The sequence below is a fragment of the Pseudomonas sp. TUM22785 genome, assembly GCF_028198105.1.
In the GTDB taxonomy this organism is placed as follows: Bacteria; Pseudomonadota; Gammaproteobacteria; order Pseudomonadales; family Pseudomonadaceae; genus Metapseudomonas; species Metapseudomonas solani.
Genome location: NZ_CP116239.1, coordinates 6,347,536 through 6,363,724 on the forward strand (window position 1 = coordinate 6,347,536; position 16,189 = coordinate 6,363,724).

General features: G+C 66.2%; 11 protein-coding genes. 2 read left to right on the plus strand and 9 right to left on the minus strand.

The window, feature by feature from the left end; translation table 11 throughout:
- Positions 1–30: 30 nt before the first annotated feature.
- The 9 genes from PI990_RS28860 to glnE all read right to left on the minus strand — a co-directional run bounded on the left by PI990_RS28860 (position 31) and on the right by glnE (position 11,147).
- Entirely contained in the window at positions 31–1,482 is a 1,452-nt protein-coding gene (locus tag PI990_RS28860; protein WP_271659224.1) for a lipopolysaccharide kinase InaA family protein, read from the minus strand.
- Positions 1,479–2,234, minus strand: a complete 756-nt coding sequence (locus tag PI990_RS28865) for a lipopolysaccharide kinase InaA family protein (RefSeq protein ID WP_271659225.1) — start codon at positions 2,232–2,234, stop codon at positions 1,479–1,481. Before PI990_RS28865 ends, PI990_RS28860 begins: the two co-directional genes overlap by 4 nt.
- The gene (locus tag PI990_RS28870) at positions 2,231–2,968 is read right to left on the minus strand and encodes a lipopolysaccharide kinase InaA family protein (RefSeq protein ID WP_271659226.1); all 738 of its coding nucleotides are present in this window, start codon (positions 2,966–2,968) and stop codon (positions 2,231–2,233) included. Before PI990_RS28870 ends, PI990_RS28865 begins: the two co-directional genes overlap by 4 nt.
- Complete coding sequence (gene rfaP / locus PI990_RS28875) at positions 2,965–3,780, minus strand: lipopolysaccharide core heptose(I) kinase RfaP (protein ID WP_271659227.1); 816 nt, start codon at positions 3,778–3,780, stop codon at positions 2,965–2,967. Before rfaP ends, PI990_RS28870 begins: the two co-directional genes overlap by 4 nt.
- Positions 3,777–4,898 carry a glycosyltransferase family 4 protein gene (locus PI990_RS28880; protein ID WP_263403815.1) on the minus strand — a complete coding sequence of 374 codons (1,122 nt, stop codon included), beginning with the start codon at positions 4,896–4,898 and terminating at the stop codon, positions 3,777–3,779. The genes rfaP and PI990_RS28880 overlap by 4 nt, the downstream gene beginning before the upstream one ends.
- Positions 4,898–5,959: a lipopolysaccharide heptosyltransferase I gene (gene waaC, locus PI990_RS28885; RefSeq protein WP_265169948.1), complete on the minus strand. Its 1,062-nt coding sequence runs from the start codon at positions 5,957–5,959 to the stop codon at positions 4,898–4,900. Before waaC ends, PI990_RS28880 begins: the two co-directional genes overlap by 1 nt.
- Positions 5,956–6,993, minus strand: coding sequence for a lipopolysaccharide heptosyltransferase II (waaF, locus tag PI990_RS28890; protein ID WP_271659228.1), 1,038 nt, complete (start codon positions 6,991–6,993; stop codon positions 5,956–5,958). Before waaF ends, waaC begins: the two co-directional genes overlap by 4 nt.
- A gap of 94 nt (positions 6,994–7,087) precedes the next feature.
- Positions 7,088–8,011, minus strand: a complete 924-nt coding sequence (gene ilvE, locus PI990_RS28895; RefSeq protein WP_021219812.1) for a branched-chain-amino-acid transaminase — start codon at positions 8,009–8,011, stop codon at positions 7,088–7,090.
- Between the two features lie 187 nt (positions 8,012–8,198).
- The gene (gene glnE, locus PI990_RS28900; RefSeq protein WP_271659229.1) at positions 8,199–11,147 is read right to left on the minus strand and encodes a bifunctional [glutamate--ammonia ligase]-adenylyl-L-tyrosine phosphorylase/[glutamate--ammonia-ligase] adenylyltransferase; all 2,949 of its coding nucleotides are present in this window, start codon (positions 11,145–11,147) and stop codon (positions 8,199–8,201) included.
- Positions 11,148–11,384: 237 nt separating this feature from the next.
- On the opposite strand from glnE, the gene aceE reads away from it, so the two are divergent.
- Together aceE and aceF are read left to right on the plus strand one after the other, a co-directional pair.
- A complete protein-coding gene (aceE, locus tag PI990_RS28905) occupies positions 11,385–14,030 on the plus strand; it encodes a pyruvate dehydrogenase (acetyl-transferring), homodimeric type (RefSeq protein ID WP_021219814.1) in 2,646 nt (881 codons plus the stop codon).
- Positions 14,031–14,041: 11 nt separating this feature from the next.
- The gene (gene aceF, locus PI990_RS28910; RefSeq protein WP_271659230.1) at positions 14,042–16,018 is read left to right on the plus strand and encodes a dihydrolipoyllysine-residue acetyltransferase; all 1,977 of its coding nucleotides are present in this window, start codon (positions 14,042–14,044) and stop codon (positions 16,016–16,018) included.
- The last annotated feature ends 171 nt before the right edge of the window (positions 16,019–16,189 follow it).

Genomic DNA, 16,189 nt, shown 5'->3' on the forward strand with positions numbered 1-16,189 from the left:
TTCACAGCCCAGAGGCTGTTTCTTCCAGCTTCAAGCACTCGGCTTCAAGCTGTCTTTCGGTAAACGTCGGTCCAGCAACTGGTGCAACGCCGAATCGGCGGGCCAGTTGCGCAGGAAGCGGGCACGGTCGCGGGCGTAGGCCCGGGCGAAACTGCGCTCGCTTCGGTGTTGCTGCACGGCATCCAGATCGATGAGGCACCAGGCGCCGTTCTGCCAGAACAGATTGTGTCCCTTGAGGTCGCCATGGCTGATGCGCTCACGGATCAGCGCGGCGAACAGACGGTCCAGCGCCTGCAGATCGGCTTCGGCCGGCAAGCCATTGCCTTGCGGATCGGCCTGGGCTTCCTGAAAACGGGCGATTATATCGTGCCCGGGCAGATATTCGGTAATCAGGTAGGCGCGGCTGCGCAGCCAGCACCAGCGGCGCTCGATCATGGCCAGGGGCTGCGGGGTGGCGATGCCGAGGAAGGCCAGGCGATTGCCCTCCTTCCAGCTGTGCCAGGCACGACTGGGGCGCCAGAAGCGCTTCAGCCAGTGCAGCGGGCCCTTGATGTTGTAGCGCTTGAGCAGCAATTGCCGCCCGCCGGCTTCCACCTGCGCCACCGTGGCGGTGCCACCGCCCTTGAGCAGACGACCGGCGGCGAGGGCCGCATCCGGCTCGGCCAGCAACGGCGACAGGGCATCCAGCGCATCACGCCGGGCGGCGCGGAAACCGAAGGCCGAGCCAATCACGCTGAACAGGCTGCAATCACGGCCGACCTTGGCGAGGAAGTCGCGCAGGCGCCAGCGGCGTACCCGGGCGATCTCCTTCTGCAACATCTCCAGCGGCAACGCGTGCTCGCCGTTGGCCAGCAGGTAGTGCACCAGCAACTCTTCGAGGAAGGGGTCGAGGTCCGCCGGCAACTGGGCGAAGAACACCCCGAGGTTGGCCAGTACCTTGTCCCGCGCCAGGCTCTGCCCGGGGGATTCGCCGCGTACGCCGCCACCGTCGATCAGCTGCAGCGCGCCCTGGTGGCGAAGGATGTTGTCCAGATGCAGGTCTTCCTGGACCAGCCCCTTGCCATGCAATTGCCCGATCAGGGCCAGCGCCTCACCCAGCACGGCCTGCTGGCCATCGGAGAGCGGCGCCTCGGCTTCCACCGCGCGCCACTCGTCCCACAGGCTGCTGGCGCCTTCCAGGTAGTCGAACAGCAGCCAGCCGCCCTGCCCTGCGGCAAAACCTTCGGCCAGCAGCGCCGGCGTCGGCAACCCCTGCTGGGCGAGCAGTTTTGCACCGGCCAGCTCCCGCTGGTAATGACGTTCGGCCTTGGCGCCGACCATCAGCTTGGCCAGCACCTCGCGGCCCTGCCAGCGGGCGAGGCCGACATAACGCTGCCCGGGCAGCACGCGGAACAGGCGGATCAGCTCCAGGCCATCCGCAGCGTCCACGGCCAGCGGCAGGTTCGGTGCGCGCCCGGCACCGGCGAGTTCGGCCAGCTTCAAGCGCGACGCTCCTTGTTGCGACGACGCGCGCCGAGGCGGCGGACCCAGGTATCGATATCGCTGCTGGAGTGCTCGGCGCCCAGGTAGGCCACCAGCAATTCGCGGAGCTCGCTCTCGCCCCAGGCGTTGGCACGGCGCACCAGCGGCTCCAGATCCTTGACCCGATCCCGGCGCCCCAGCAGCAGCGGGCGCGTTTTCTCCAGGTCGATCAGGCAGCTTTCGTAGTGGCCGCCGCTTTCGCGCAGGAAGATGTGCTTGGGGTAGAAGCAGCCATGCACCTGGCCGGCACCATGCAGCCGATGGGCAAGCGTGCCGACGGCGAGGATGATCGCCGCGCGCTGCTCCTCGCCCAGACTGGGCCAGCGCTCCAGCAGCTCGGCCAGTTCGGTCCAGCCATCGAGGGCACGGGTAAGCAGGATGGCGCGGCGTTCGCCGTGCACCTCCCGCTCGGCGAAGAAGGCCGCGCGCAAGGCCGGGACCTCCAGCACCTGGTAACGCTGGATATTGCGGAATTCGCGGGCGAAGGTGGGCTCGCCGAACGGGTGCGCCAGGCTGCGACTGAGGTAGTTGCTCTGCCGCTTGAGGTAATAGACGGCATCACCCAGGTCGAGGCGGAACACGCTGCTCCAGCCGCCACGGCCGGTATTGGGGGCGTCCACCGCCTCGAGCTGCAGGTTCCACAGCGCCTCGAAGTTGTCGAGGCCATGACGGGCCAGGATGTCGCGGTCACTGGCGGCGATGAAGTCGCTCATTCGCGTCCCTCGAAGAAGCCGATGATCTGCCTGATACGCCGCTTGTCGGCGACGTTCAGGCGCTGGCGCCCGCGGTATTGCAGGTAGAAGCGCAGGCGCTGGGTGCGGCTCAGCTGGTACTTGGCCACCTTGTCCAGGCAGGCCAGGTCCTTGGTGATGCGGCGCCGCAGGAAGGGGCCGAACCAAAAGGCGCCGGTGGGGCAATCGATGAGGAACAGCTCGCCCTCGTCGTTGACCAGCAGGTTGCGCCACTTCAGGTCGTTATGGGCGAAGTGGTGGTCATGCATGGCGCGAGTGGCGCGGGCCAGCTGGCGGCTGACGCCATCCACCCAGGCCGCATCGTCCAGGCGCGGGTCGTCACGCAGGGCCAGCGCCGCCATATCGGCGGTGCGCTCCAGCTCACGGGTGATCAGCGCGCCACGGTGGAAAAGCCCGCAGCGCCGCTCCAGGCCCCAGCCCACCAGCGGTGCCGTGGGGATGCCCCACTTGCTGAAGCTCTTGAGGTTCTGCCATTCGGCCTTGACCCGCGGTCGGCCGATCCAGCGGCGCAGGCCCTTGCCCGCCCCCCAGTAGCGTTTGACGTAGTAGCGGATGCCCGCATGCTCGATCCGCAGCACTTCGGAAAGCGGGTCACCGGTGATCCAGTCGCCCTTGAGGGCGAACACCGCATCGAGGTCGGCGAACAGGCCAGCGGCGCTTTCGTCGAGTCCGGGCGCCAGTTTCCAATCGCTCAATCCGCTGCTCCTTCCACGTACTTGCGCTGGTAGCGCACCAGCAGGCGCGCAGCCTTCTGTTCCATCCAGGCCAGCAGAGCGATCTCTTCGCGCAGCACCTGGCGCAGCGGTTGCTGGAAATAGACCTGGAGGAAGCGCAGCTTGTCGTGGCGGGTCAGGCCGATGTTCAGCGCCGAGAAATACAGGGCCGCCAGGTCCTTGTCGCGCCAGCGGCGCGGCGTGCTCGCGCGCACCTGGGCGCGGTGCAGGTCGATCACCGAGAGGCGGAAGTCCCCGGGCGTGACCGGCTTGTCGGTGTGCAGGAGGAAGTGGCAGATGTAGCAATCACGATGATTGACGCCCGCGCGGTGCATCTCGCGCACCATGCGCGCCACCTCGTCGATCAGTGCGCGCTTGAGCTTCAGCGGCGGCGGGTTCTGCTGCCAGTCGAGGCTGAAGTCTTCCAGGCTGATGGTCGGCGCCAGCTCTTCGGTGACGATGAAGGAGTGCTGCTGCGCAGGGTTGCTCCCGCGCTCGCCGAAGGCCACCGCGGTCATGGTCGGCACCCCCACCTGCTGCAGGCGCTGGATGGCGGCCCACTCCAGGCCGGCGCCGAGCACCGGCAGCTTGGCGGTGATCAGGTTCTTGAAGATCTCGCCCCAGCCGATGCCACGGTGGATCTTAACGAAATAGCCGCGCCCGTCCACCTCGGTGCGCAGGGTGCGCCGGGCCTCCAGTTCACGGAAGACCTCGCCCTGCAGCTTCTCGACCTCGGCGAAGGCGTCGCGCCCGGCCCAGAGGTCCTTGAAGGGTTGTGCGAGCACCAGATTCATGGGCGCGCCTGCAAGATCACGTCGGCCGCGCGCTGCGGCATGCTGTAGAGGTCCGCCGCATCGGCGAAGGCCAGGCCATTGCGGGCCCACTCGTTGCGGGCGTTATCGTTGTCGAGCATTTCGGCCAGCATGCGGTTCAGCTGCTCCTGTTCGAAGGGGCTCGGCACCACGCGGCCTGCCCTGGCCTCGTCGATGTAGTGGGCGTAGCCGCAGACGTCGGTCACCAGCACCGGCAGCCCGGCGACCAGCGCCTCCAGCAGCACGGTCCCGGTGTTTTCGTTGTAGGCGGGGTGGATCAGCAGGTCGGCGCCCAGCAGGAAGCGCGGGATGTCGCTGCGACCCTTGAGGATTTCGACCTGATCGGAGATACCCAGCGTCTTCATCTGCAGGATGAAAGGCTTGGGGTCGTCCTGGCCGATGACGATCAGCCGCGTGCGTTTCTTCAGCGCCTTGGGCAGCGCGGCCAGTGCGCGCAGGCTGCGGTCCAGGCCCTTGGTCTTGAAGCCGGAGCCGATCTGCACCAGCAGCAGCTCGTCGTCCGCCAGCTTGAACTCGCGGCGGAACTCGGCGCGGATCTCGGCGGCGTTGGCCGGGGCGCGGCGGTCGGCGGCGATACCCGGCGGCAGCAGATGGAAGCGCTCGGCCGGCGTGGCGTAGTGCTTCACGAACAGCGGTTGCTGGACCTCGGAGATCATCAGCACCTCGGTTTTCGACTCGGGGGCGAACACGGCCCGCTCGTAGTCGGCGAAGTGCTTGTAGCGGCCCCACTTGCGGTACAGGCCATTGCGCAGGGTCTGCGCCTTGTCCTCGAAGCAGGGGTCGGCGGCGTAGTACACGTCCAGGCCGGGCATCTTGTTGAAGCCGATCACCCGGTCCACCGGGCGCTTGGCCAGGTCGGCCTCGACCCAGGCGGTGAATTTCTCGTTGCGCTTGTGGTTGAACAGCGCCTTGACCGGCGCGATCAGCACCTCGAAACCGTCCGGGATGTCGCCTTCCCAGATCATGGTGTAGACGCGGATGGCGTGCCCACGGCGCTGGCAATCCTGGGCGATGCGCATGAAGTCGCGCTGCAGGCCGCCGAACGGGAAGTACTTGTAGAGCACGAATGCCAGTTGCATCAGTGAGTGTCCTCGGTCAGCAGCAGGGCCTCCAGCTGGGTGGCCACGCGCTGCGGATTCAGCCGGGTGAAGCACAGGGGCTGCTCGCGTTTCAGGTCGAAGCGGCGCTTGTCTTCCTCGGTCGGCTGGTAGGTGCAGGTCTTCTTCAGGCAGGGCGCACAGGGGAAGTCGCTGCCCAGGTGCACCTGCGAACGGCCGTAGGCACCGGTGAAGCCGGGGTTGGTCGGCCCGTAGAGCGACAGGGTCGGGACGTCCAGCGCCGCTGCCAGATGGCCCAGGCCGGTGTCGACCGCCACGCAGGCACGGGCGCCCGCCAACACCTTGGCCATGCCGGCCAGGGATAATTTGGGGAGCACCGCGGCGTTTTCCAAGCCCTCGGCGATGCGCTCGGCCCGTGCCTTCTCGTTCGGGCTGCCCCAGGGCAGGCGCAGGTTCCAGCCGTGCTCGCAGACCCGTTCGGCCAGGTCACGCCAGTAGGCTTCCGGCCAGTGCTTGGTGTCCCAGGTGGTGCCGTGCAGGAACAGCAGGTAAGGCGCGCTGCCCGGTGCATCGGCCAGCAGCGAACGGCTAAGTCCGTAGTCGCCGGTGGTGGTCGGCAGCGGGTAGTCCAGCGCCTTGGCGAACAACTGGCGTACACGCTCGACGGCGTGCTGCCCCCAGGCCACGGAGTGGGCCTGGTCGTAGAAGCGCGCGGCGATGGGTTCGCGGGCGGACTCGCGGTCCAACCCGGCCACGGGCGCCTTGGCGTAACGGGTCAGCCAGGCACTCTTGAACAGCCCCTGGGCGTCAATGATCAGGTCGTAGCGGGTCTCACGCAGGCGCGCCTTGAAGCGCTTCCACTCGCCGCTGCGGATGGTCTGCATCAGGTTCTTGCGCCAGCGGCGGATGGCCACCGGGATGACCTGCGCCACCGCCGGGTGCCAGGCGGGGATCTCGGCGAACCCCTCCTCCACCACCCAGTCGAACTGGATGCCGGGGATGGCCCGGGCGGCATCGGTGAGCGCCGGCAGCGTGTGGATCACATCACCCAGGGACGAGGTCTTGACCAGCAAAACCCTCATTCAGCGACCTCGGCCGGATCGGCCACCAGGCGCCCCAGGGCATCCATCACTGGGCGCGGCTTGAGCTGGCGCAGGCAGTTGTAGTGGCCGAAGCGGCAGGTGCGGTCGAAGCAGGGGCTGCACTCCAGGCCCAGGCGCACCACTTCCACCTGTTCCGCCAGCGGCGGAGTGAACAGCGGCGAGGTGGAACCGTAGACGGCCACCAGCGGGCGGTTCAGCGCAGCGGCCACATGCATCAGGCCGGAGTCGTTGGAGACCACAGCGCCGGAGCAGGACATCAGGTCGATGGCCTCGGCCAGGCTGGTCTGCCCGGCGAGGTTGATCACCTCTTCGCGCAGGCCCGGGATCAGGCGCATGCGGATGTCTTCGCCACCGGGGTGGTCGTTCTTCGAGCCGAACAGCCAGACCTGCCAACCGTCGCGGACCTTCAGCTCGGCGACCTTGGCGTAGTGCTCGGCCGGCCAGCGCTTGGCCTCGCCGAACTCGGCGCCGGGGCACAGGGCGAGGATGGGGCGGTCGAGACTGAGGCCGAACTTGGCCAGGGCCGCGTCGCGGCTCGCCGGTTCGATGTTCAGGGTCGGGCGCGGATAGGGCTGCGGCAGCTCGGCGCCGGGCTCGTAGGCCAGGGCCATGAAGCGCTCGATCATCAGCGGGTAACGGGACTTGTCCAGCTTGCGGATGTCATTGAGCAGGCCGTAGCGCATCTCGCCCTTCCAGCCCGTGCGCTTGGGGATGCCCGCGAAGAAGGGCACCAGCGCCGACTTCAGCGAGTTGGGCAGGAGGATCGCCTGGTCATAGCGACCGGCGAGGGACTTGCCGATGCGGCGGCGCGTGGCCAGTTCCAGCATGCCGTGGCCGAGCGGGAAGCTCAGGGCCTGGCGCACTTCGGGCATGCGCTCGAGGATGGGCCGGCTCCACTCGGGTGCCAGGACGTCGATCTGGCAGTCGCCATGGCGGGCCTTCAGGCACTGGAAGAGTGTCTGCGCCATCACCATGTCGCCCACCCAGGAGGGGCCAACGATCAGAATATTCATAAAGGCAGCTTCGGGGCCTCAAGCGACAAGCCGCAAGCTTCAAGCAGTACCCACTGCTTGCGGCTTGCGGCTTGCACTTTGCAGCCTTGTCTATTTATTTGACCAGGGTGCGCCACTCGGCGTGCGCGGCGGTCTTGCCGGTCACCAGGTCGAAGTAGGCCTTCTGCAGCTTCTCGGTCACCGGACCACGGCTGCCGATGCCGATCTTGCGGCCGTCGACTTCGCGGATCGGGGTGACTTCAGCGGCGGTGCCGGTGAAGAAGGCTTCGTCGGCGATGTACACCTCGTCACGGGTGATGCGCTTCTCGACCAGCTTCAGGCCCTGCTCTTCGGCCAGGCGCAGCACGGTGTTGCGGGTGATGCCGTTGAGGCAGGCGGTCACTTCGGGGGTGTAGAGCACACCGTCCTTGATGATGAAGATGTTCTCACCGGAACCCTCGGCCACGTAGCCTTCCGGGTCCAGCATCATGGCCTCGTCGGCGCCGCCGGAAATGGCTTCCTGCAGGGCCAGCATCGAGTTGATGTAGGCACCGTTGGACTTGGCGCGGGTCATGGAGATGTTTACGTGGTGGCGGGTGAAGGAGCTGGTGCGCACCTTGATGCCCTTCTGCAGCGCTTCCTCGCCCATGTACGCGCCCCAGTTCCAGGCGGCGACGATGACGTGGACCTTCAGGCCGGTGGCACGCAGGCCCATGCCTTCGCTTCCGTAGAACACCATCGGGCGGATGTAGGCGCTTTCGAGGTTGTTCTCACGCACGGCGGCGCGGGTGGCCTCGTTGATCTGATCCTTGGTCCACGGGATCTGCATGTTCATGATGTGAGCGGAGTCGAACAGGCGGTCGGTGTGCGCCTGCAGGCGGAAGATCGCCGTGCCGTCCGGGGTGTTGTAGGCGCGCACGCCTTCGAACACGCCCATCCCGTAGTGCAGGGTATGGGTCAGTACGTGAGTGGTCGCTTCGCGCCACGGCACCAGTTCGCCGTCATACCAGATCACGCCATCACGATCGGCCATCGACATATTTGCCAGCTCCTCAAGAATTCGATTGATTCAGCTCGGCGAGTTAGCAGGCTGCTGAAAAACTAACTGCGTTGCCGCTACGGCGTTGAAACGCCCTCAAAATGCTCATTTACCACACGTAAACTGCGCTTTTTTCGGCCGTTTTCGCCTTGTATCGGCTGCCTCGTCTACGTTCTTCAACGGCCTGTTAGCTCAAGCCCAACTCACGCCAGATCCGCATCACGCCTTGGCGCTCCGCGTGGAACTGGTCACCACTCACTACGCCCGGCTGCTTCTGCAACGCCTGCCGGTGGGCGGCGGAGCGATAGGCCTTGTAGGCCTCCTGCAGCAGGCTGACCGCTTCACCGGACAGCAACCCGACCTGCTCGAGGCCGTCGAGAATGCGGATGTTATCGGTGTAGCGCACCAGCTCCGGGTGCTGTCGCGACCAGGCAAGGGCCGCATATTGCACCATAAATTCGATATCGACGATACCGCCGGCGTCCTGCTTCAGATCGAAGGGAGCGGTGGTTTCGAAGGCGTTCGCAGCGGTTCCCGCCGCGGTCTCGCGCGTTCCCAGGGTGGTGCGCATCTTCGCCCGCATCTCGCTGACCTCCTGGCGCAGGGTGTCCAGCTCGCGCTCGCGGCCGAGCACCGCCAGGCGCACCGCCTCGAAGGCCGTCGCCACGCGCTTGCAGCCCACCAGCACGCGGGCACGCACCAGCGCCTGGTGTTCCCAGGTCCAGGCCTCGTTCTCCTGGTAGCGCTGGAAGGCGCCCAGGGAGCTCACCAGCAGGCCCGCCGCGCCCGAGGGGCGCAGGCGCATGTCCACCTCGTAGAGCGAGCCGGAGGTGGTCTGGGTGGTGAGCAGGTGGATGATGCGCTGGCCCAGGCGGGTGAAGAACTGGGCGCCGTCTATGGGCTTGGCACCGTCGGTCTCAGCCTGCGGGTCGCCGTCATGGATGAACACCAGATCGAGGTCGGAACCGTGGCCGAACTCCAGGCCACCCACCTTGCCGTAGCCGACGATGATGAAGTCCGGGTCGCAGTCGCTGCCATCGGCACGGTGCGGCACCCCATGACGGGCCACGGTATGCCGCCAGGCCAGGGCCAGCACCTGATCGAGAATGGCCTCGGCCAGCCAGGTCAGGTAGTCGCTGACCTTCATCAGCGGCAGCGTACCGGCAATTTCGGAGGCCGCCACCCGCAGGCTGTGGGCCAGCTTGAAGTGGCGCAGGGCTTCCATCTGCTGCTCGAGGTCGTCCTCGGGGATACGGGTCAGCCGCTCGCGCAGCTCGGCCGCTAGCTCGGGCGCCAGCGGCGGGTGGTAGAGGCGGCCCTCGTTGAGCAACTCGTCCAGCAACAGCGGATAGCGAGCGATCTGCTCGGCGATCCAGGGGCTGGCAGCGCAGAGGGTGATCAGGCGCTCCAGGGCACCAGGGTTCTCGCTGAGCAGCACCAGGTAGGCCGAGCGCCGGGCCACTTTCTCCACCAGCGGCAGCACGCGCTCCAGCACCAGATCAGGGTTGGCGTGTTCGCTGGCCATGGTCAGCAGGCGCGGAATGAAGGCGTCCATACGCTCGCGACCGAGGCGCTGCATGGCACGCAGCTGCGGGCCGTTACGCAGGTCGATCAGGCGCTTCATGGCCGCCAGCGGGTCGAGGAAGCCGGATTCGCTCAGTTGCCGGCAGGCGCTCTCTTCATCCAGGGCGTCTTCCCACAGCGGCAGCCACTCGCCGCCGATGCAGGCGTCCTGCGGGCCGGCGTCCTCGTCTTCGTCCGGGTCGGCGATGACCTGATGGAAGTGCCACTCGACACGGCCGCGCCAGTACATCAATCGCTCATGGAAGGCCGCCCAGTCATCGAAGCCCATGATGAAGGCGACGCGGGCCCGATCCAAGTCGTTGTCCGGCAGCATCTGCGTCTGCCGGTCGGCAATGGCCTGCAGGGCGTGCTCGGTATAGCGCAGGAAGGCATAGCCATCGCGCAGCTCGGCCACCACGGCCGACGGCAGGTAGCCCTGCCCTTCCAGGGTGGCCAGCACCTTGAGCAGCGGGCGTTGCTGCAGGCTCAGGTCGCGCCCGCCGTGAATGAGCTGGAAGGCCTGGGCGATGAACTCCACCTCGCGGATGCCCCCGGAGCCAAGCTTGACGTTCTCGGTCATGCCCTTGCGGCGCACCTCCTGCTGGATCAGCTGCTTCATCGAACGCAGCGCCTCGATGGCGGAGAAGTCCAGGTAGCGGCGGTAGACGAAGGGCCGCAGCATCTCCAGCAACTGCGCGCCGGCCTGCTGGTCACCGCCGACCACCCGCGCCTTGATCATCGCGTAGCGTTCCCAGTCGCGGCCCTGGTCCTGGTAGTACTGCTCCAGCGCATTGAAGCTGAGCACCAGCCCGCCGGACGAGCCGTAGGGGCGCAGGCGCATGTCGACGCGGAAGACGAAGCCGTCGACGGTGATGGCGTCCAGCGCCTTGATCAGCTTCTGGCCGAGACGGATGAAGAACTCCTGGTTATCCAGGGCGCGCTTGGCACCCTCGGTCTCGCCGCCTTCCGGGTAGCCGAAGATCAGGTCGATGTCCGAGGACAGGTTCAGTTCGTGGGCGCCCAGCTTGCCCATGCCGAGGATGACCATGTGCTGCGGCAGCCCGGAACGGCGCCCGGTGGGGGTGCCGAACTGCGCGCAATGGCGCTCGTAGAGCCAGTGATAGGCGCGGTCGATGCAAGCGTCGGCGAGATCGGAAAGGTCGCGGCAGGTTTCCGCGAGGTCCGCCTGGCGGGTCAGGTCGCGCCAGATGATGCGCACCTGCTGGCGGTTGCGAAAGCGCCTCAGGCGGCGCGCCAGCTCATCTTCACTCTCGCACTCAGCAAGAACTGAATCCAATTGTGTACACAATTCACTGGATTTAAGTGTACATTCCAGCTCGCCCGATTCCGCCAGCTGCATGAGCATCGCCGGATCGCGCTGCGCCTGCTCGGCCACGAAGTCACTGGCCGCGCACACCCGCTGGAATGCCTGCTGCCGTTCGTCGGGCCAGCCCTCGAACACCCGCCGCGGAGACTCCGGCAGGCCCTCCCCAGCGGAGGTGAAAGCCTGGCGCGCACGGTCGGCGAGCGATTGCAATTGCGGGGGAAGGGCGACAAGCGGGGGCAGGCTCATGGTCTATCCTGTGATCGGCGTACGCCGGGCCTGTGGTTGCTGGCCTTGCACCGCCCATCTGTAGTTTTACTACGAAAGATTGTGTCCAGAGTGCTGAAACGGCCGTCGAAATGTAGTAAAACTACACAAGGCCGGTTCGACCCCCGGTAAATCCAAGAATTAGCTTCTGCCCGCCCAAAAGGCTGGCAGTGAACATAGGCGTCCGATTCTGGAAGCCTTTCCGCCCTGGAGCAAGCCATGCAAGACCTCGATCCCGTCGAAACCCAGGAATGGCTGGACGCCCTGGAATCGGTTCTCGACAAAGAAGGCGAAGACCGCGCGCATTACCTGATGACCCGTATGGGTGAACTCGCTACCCGTAGCGGTTCGCAGCTTCCCTATGCCATCACCACGCCCTATCGCAACACGATCCCCGTCACCCACGAAGCACGCATGCCTGGCGACCTGTTCATGGAACGCCGCATTCGCTCGCTGGTACGCTGGAACGCGCTGGCCATGGTCATGCGCACCAACCTGAAGGACTCCGACCTGGGCGGTCACATCTCCAGCTTCGCGTCCTCGGCGACCCTCTACGACATCGGCTTCAACTACTTCTTCCAGGCCCCCACCGACGAACACGGCGGCGACCTGATCTACTTCCAGGGCCACGCCTCCCCCGGTGTCTACGCCCGCGCCTTCATGGAAGGCCGCATCACCGAAGACCAGATGAACAACTTCCGCCAGGAAGTCGATGGCAACGGCCTGTCGTCCTACCCGCACCCCTGGCTGATGCCGGACTTCTGGCAGTTCCCCACCGTATCCATGGGCCTCGGCCCTATCCAGGCGATCTACCAGGCACGCTTCATGAAGTACCTGGAAAGCCGCGGCTTCATCCCCGCCGGCAAGCAGAAGGTCTGGTGCTTCATGGGCGACGGCGAGTGCGACGAGCCGGAATCCCTCGGCGCCATCTCCCTGGCCGGCCGCGAGAAGCTCGACAACCTGATCTTCGTCATCAACTGCAACCTGCAGCGCCTCGACGGCCCGGTTCGCGGCAACGGCAAGATCATCCAGGAACTCGAAGGCGTGTTCCGTGGCGCCCAGTGGAACGTCAACAAGGTCATCTGGGGTCGCTTCTGGGACCCGCTGCTGGCCAAGGACGTCGACGGCATCCTGCAGCGCCGCATGGACGAAGTCATCGACGGCGAGTACCAGAACTACAAGGCCAAGGACGGTGCGTTCGTCCGTGAGCACTTCTTCAACACCCCCGAGCTCAAGGCGATGGTCGCCGACCTCTCCGACGACGAGATCTGGAAGCTCAACCGTGGCGGCCATGACCCGTACAAGGTCTATGCGGCCTACCACCAGGCGGTCAACCACAAGGACCAGCCCACCGTCATCCTGGCCAAGACCATCAAGGGTTATGGCACCGGTGCCGGCGAAGCGAAGAACACCGCGCACAACACCAAGAAGGTCGATGTCGACAGCCTGAAGTCGTTCCGCGACCGCTTCGACATCCCGGTGAAGGACGACGAGCTGGAAAACCTGCCCTTCTTCAAACCCGAGGAAGGCAGCGCCGAAGCCCGTTACCTGAGCGAGCGCCGTGCCGCACTGGGTGGCTTCGTGCCCCAGCGTCGCGCCAAGAGCTTCAGCATCCCGACCCCGCCGCTGGATACCCTCAAGGCCATCCTCGACGGCTCCGGCGACCGTGAAATCTCCACCACCATGGCCTTCGTGCGGATCCTCTCGCAGCTGGTCAAGGACAAGGAAATCGGCCAGCGCATCGTCCCCATCATCCCGGACGAAGCACGTACCTTCGGTATGGAAGGCATGTTCCGCCAACTGGGCATCTACTCCTCCGTCGGCCAGCTCTACGAGCCCGTCGACAAGGACCAGGTGATGTTCTACCGCGAGGACAAGAAGGGTCAGATCCTCGAGGAAGGCATCAACGAAGCGGGCGCCATGAGCTCCTTCATCGCCGCCGGCACTTCCTACTCCAGCCACAACCAGCCGATGCTGCCGTTCTACATCTTCTATTCGATGTTCGGCTTCCAGCGTATCGGCGACCTGGCCTGGGCCGCTGGCGACAGCCGTACCCGTGGCTTCCTGATCGGCGGCACCGCCGGCCGCACCACGCTCAACGGCGAAGGCCTGCAGCACGAGGACGGCCACAGCCACATGCTGGCCGGCACCATCCCCAACTGCCGCACCTTCGACCCCACCTATGGCTATGAACTCGCGGTGATCATCCGCGAAGGCATGCGCCAGATGACCGAAGAGCAGCAGGATGTCTTCTACTACATCACCGTGATGAACGAGGCCTACACCCAGCCCGCCATGCCGGCCGGTGTCGAGGAAGGCATCATCAAGGGCATGTACCTGCTCGAAGAGGACAAGAAGGAAGCCGCGCACCACGTGCAGCTGCTGGGCTCGGGCACCATCCTCCGCGAAGTCCGCGAAGCGGCGAAGATCCTCCGCGACGAGTTCAACGTCGGCGCCGATGTCTGGAGCGTCACCAGCTTCAACGAACTGCGCCGCGATGGCCTGGCCATCGAACGCCACAACCGCCTGCACCCGGGCCAGAAGCCCAAGTCGACCTACGTCGAGCAGTGCCTGAATGGCCGCAAGGGTCCGGTCGTGGCCTCCACCGACTACATGAAGCTGTTCGCCGAACAGATTCGTCAGTGGGTGCCGAGCAAGGAATTCAAGGTCCTGGGTACCGACGGCTTCGGCCGCAGCGACAGCCGCAAGAAGCTGCGCCACTTCTTCGAAGTGGACCGCTACTGGGTTGTCCTGGCGGCACTGGAAGCCCTCGCGGATCGCGGCGACATCGAACCGAAAGTGGTGGCCGAGGCCATCGCCAAGTTCGGCATCGACCCCGATAAGCGCAACCCCCTGGACTGCTGAGGAGACGCATTGTGAGTGAGTTGATCCGCGTACCCGATATCGGCGGCGAAGGCGAAGTGATCGAGATTCTGGTCAAGGTCGGCGACCGCGTCGAAGCCGACCAGAGCCTGGTCACCCTGGAATCCGACAAGGCCAGCATGGAAGTCCCCTCGCCCAAGGCCGGCGTGGTGAAGAGCCTGAAGGTGAAGATCGGCGACCGCCTCAAGGAAGGCGACGACCTGATCGAACTGGACGTCGAGGGAGCCGCCGCTGCGGCACCCGCGCCCCAGGCTCCGGCCGCTGCCCCCAAGGCGCAGGAGAAGCCCGCTGCCGCACCGGCACCGGCGGCCCCTGCCAGTGAAAGTGTCCAGGACGTGCACGTCCCGGACATCGGTTCCGACAGCAAGGCCAAGGTGATCGAGATCCTGGTCAAGGCCGGCGATCGCGTCGAAGCCGACCAGAGCCTGATCACCCTAGAGTCCGACAAGGCCAGCATGGAGATCCCCTCGCCCGCCGCAGGCGTGGTCGAGAGCGTCGTGGTCAAGCTGGATGCCGAAGTCGGCACCGGCGACCTGATCATCAAGCTGCGCACCGCAGGCACCGCCCCGGCTGCCGCCAAGGCCGCCGAAGCACCTGCCGCCGCACCGGCACCGGCCCCCGCCGCTGCGCCGGCCGCTCCGGCTGCCGAAGCGGTGCAGGACGTCCACGTCCCGGACATCGGCTCCGACAGCAAGGCCAAGGTGATCGAGATCCTGGTCAAGGCCGGCGATCGCGTCGAAGCCGACCAGAGCCTGATCACCCTGGAGTCCGACAAGGCCAGCATGGAGATCCCCTCGCCCGCCGCAGGCATCGTCGAGAGCGTCGTGGTCAAGCTGGATGCCGAAGTCGGCACCGGCGACCTGATCCTCAAGCTGCGCACCGCGGGCGCCGCCCCGGCTGCCGCACCAGCACCCGCCGCGCAGGACAGCCAGCCGGTGCATCGCGTACCGGCCGGCGCCAGCCCGGCCGTTGCCGCCGAGGTCAACGCCATCGCCTCGCTGTCGGCCGCTGCCGCCGGCAGCGCCGGCGCCCCGGCCCGCTCCAACGGTGCCAAGGTCCATGCCGGCCCGGCGGTGCGCCAACTGGCCCGTGAATTCGGCGTCGAGCTGGGCGCGGTCACCGCGACCGGCCCGCACGGCCGCGTGCTCAAGGAAGACGTGCAAGCCTACGTCAAGGCCGTGATGCAGAAGTCCAAGGAGGCCCCGGCGGCTGCCGCAGGCGCCACCGGCGGTGCCGGCATTCCGCCGATCCCCACCGTGGACTTCAGCAAGTTCGGTGAAATCGAAGAAGTGGCGATGACCCGCCTGATGCAGGTCGGCGCCGCCAACCTGCACCGCAGCTGGCTCAACGTCCCGCACGTGACCCAGTTCGACTCTTCCGACATCACCGAGCTGGAAGCCTTCCGCGTCGCCCAGAAAGCCGTGGCCGAGAAGGCCGGCGTCAAGCTGACCGTGCTGCCGCTGCTGCTGAAAGCCTGCGCCTACCTGCTCAAGGAATTGCCGGACTTCAACAGCTCCCTGGCCTCCAGTGGCAAGGCGCTGATCCGCAAGAAGTACGTGCACATCGGCTTCGCCGTGGACACCCCGGATGGCCTGCTGGTCCCGGTGATCCGCAACGTCGACCAGAAGAGCCTGCTGCAACTGGCGGCCGAAGCTGCTGCCCTGGCCGAGAAGGCCCGGACCAAGAAGCTCTCGGCGGACGACATGCAAGGCGCCTGCTTCACCATCTCCAGCCTCGGCCACATTGGCGGCACCGGCTTCACGCCGATCGTCAACGCGCCCGAAGTGGCGATCCTCGGCGTGTCCAAGGCCACCATCCAGCCGGTCTGGGACGGCAAGGCCTTCCAGCCGCGCCTGATGCTGCCGCTGTCGCTGTCCTATGACCACCGCGTGATCAACGGCGCCGCCGCCGCGCGCTTCACCAAGCGCCTGGGCGACGTGCTGGCGGATATCCGCACCATGCTGCTGTAAACCTTTGCTTCATCGCGAGCACGCCACGCTCGCACCTCGACCCCGCCCCTTTAGGCGGGGTTTTTTTTGCCTGGAAAAACCACTGAAGGAAACCCACGCCCATCGCCCAGGCGTCGTCCTACGGCAGCCCGTATCGTGCGTTCAGAAAGGAGGAAAGGCACGCAGCCCATC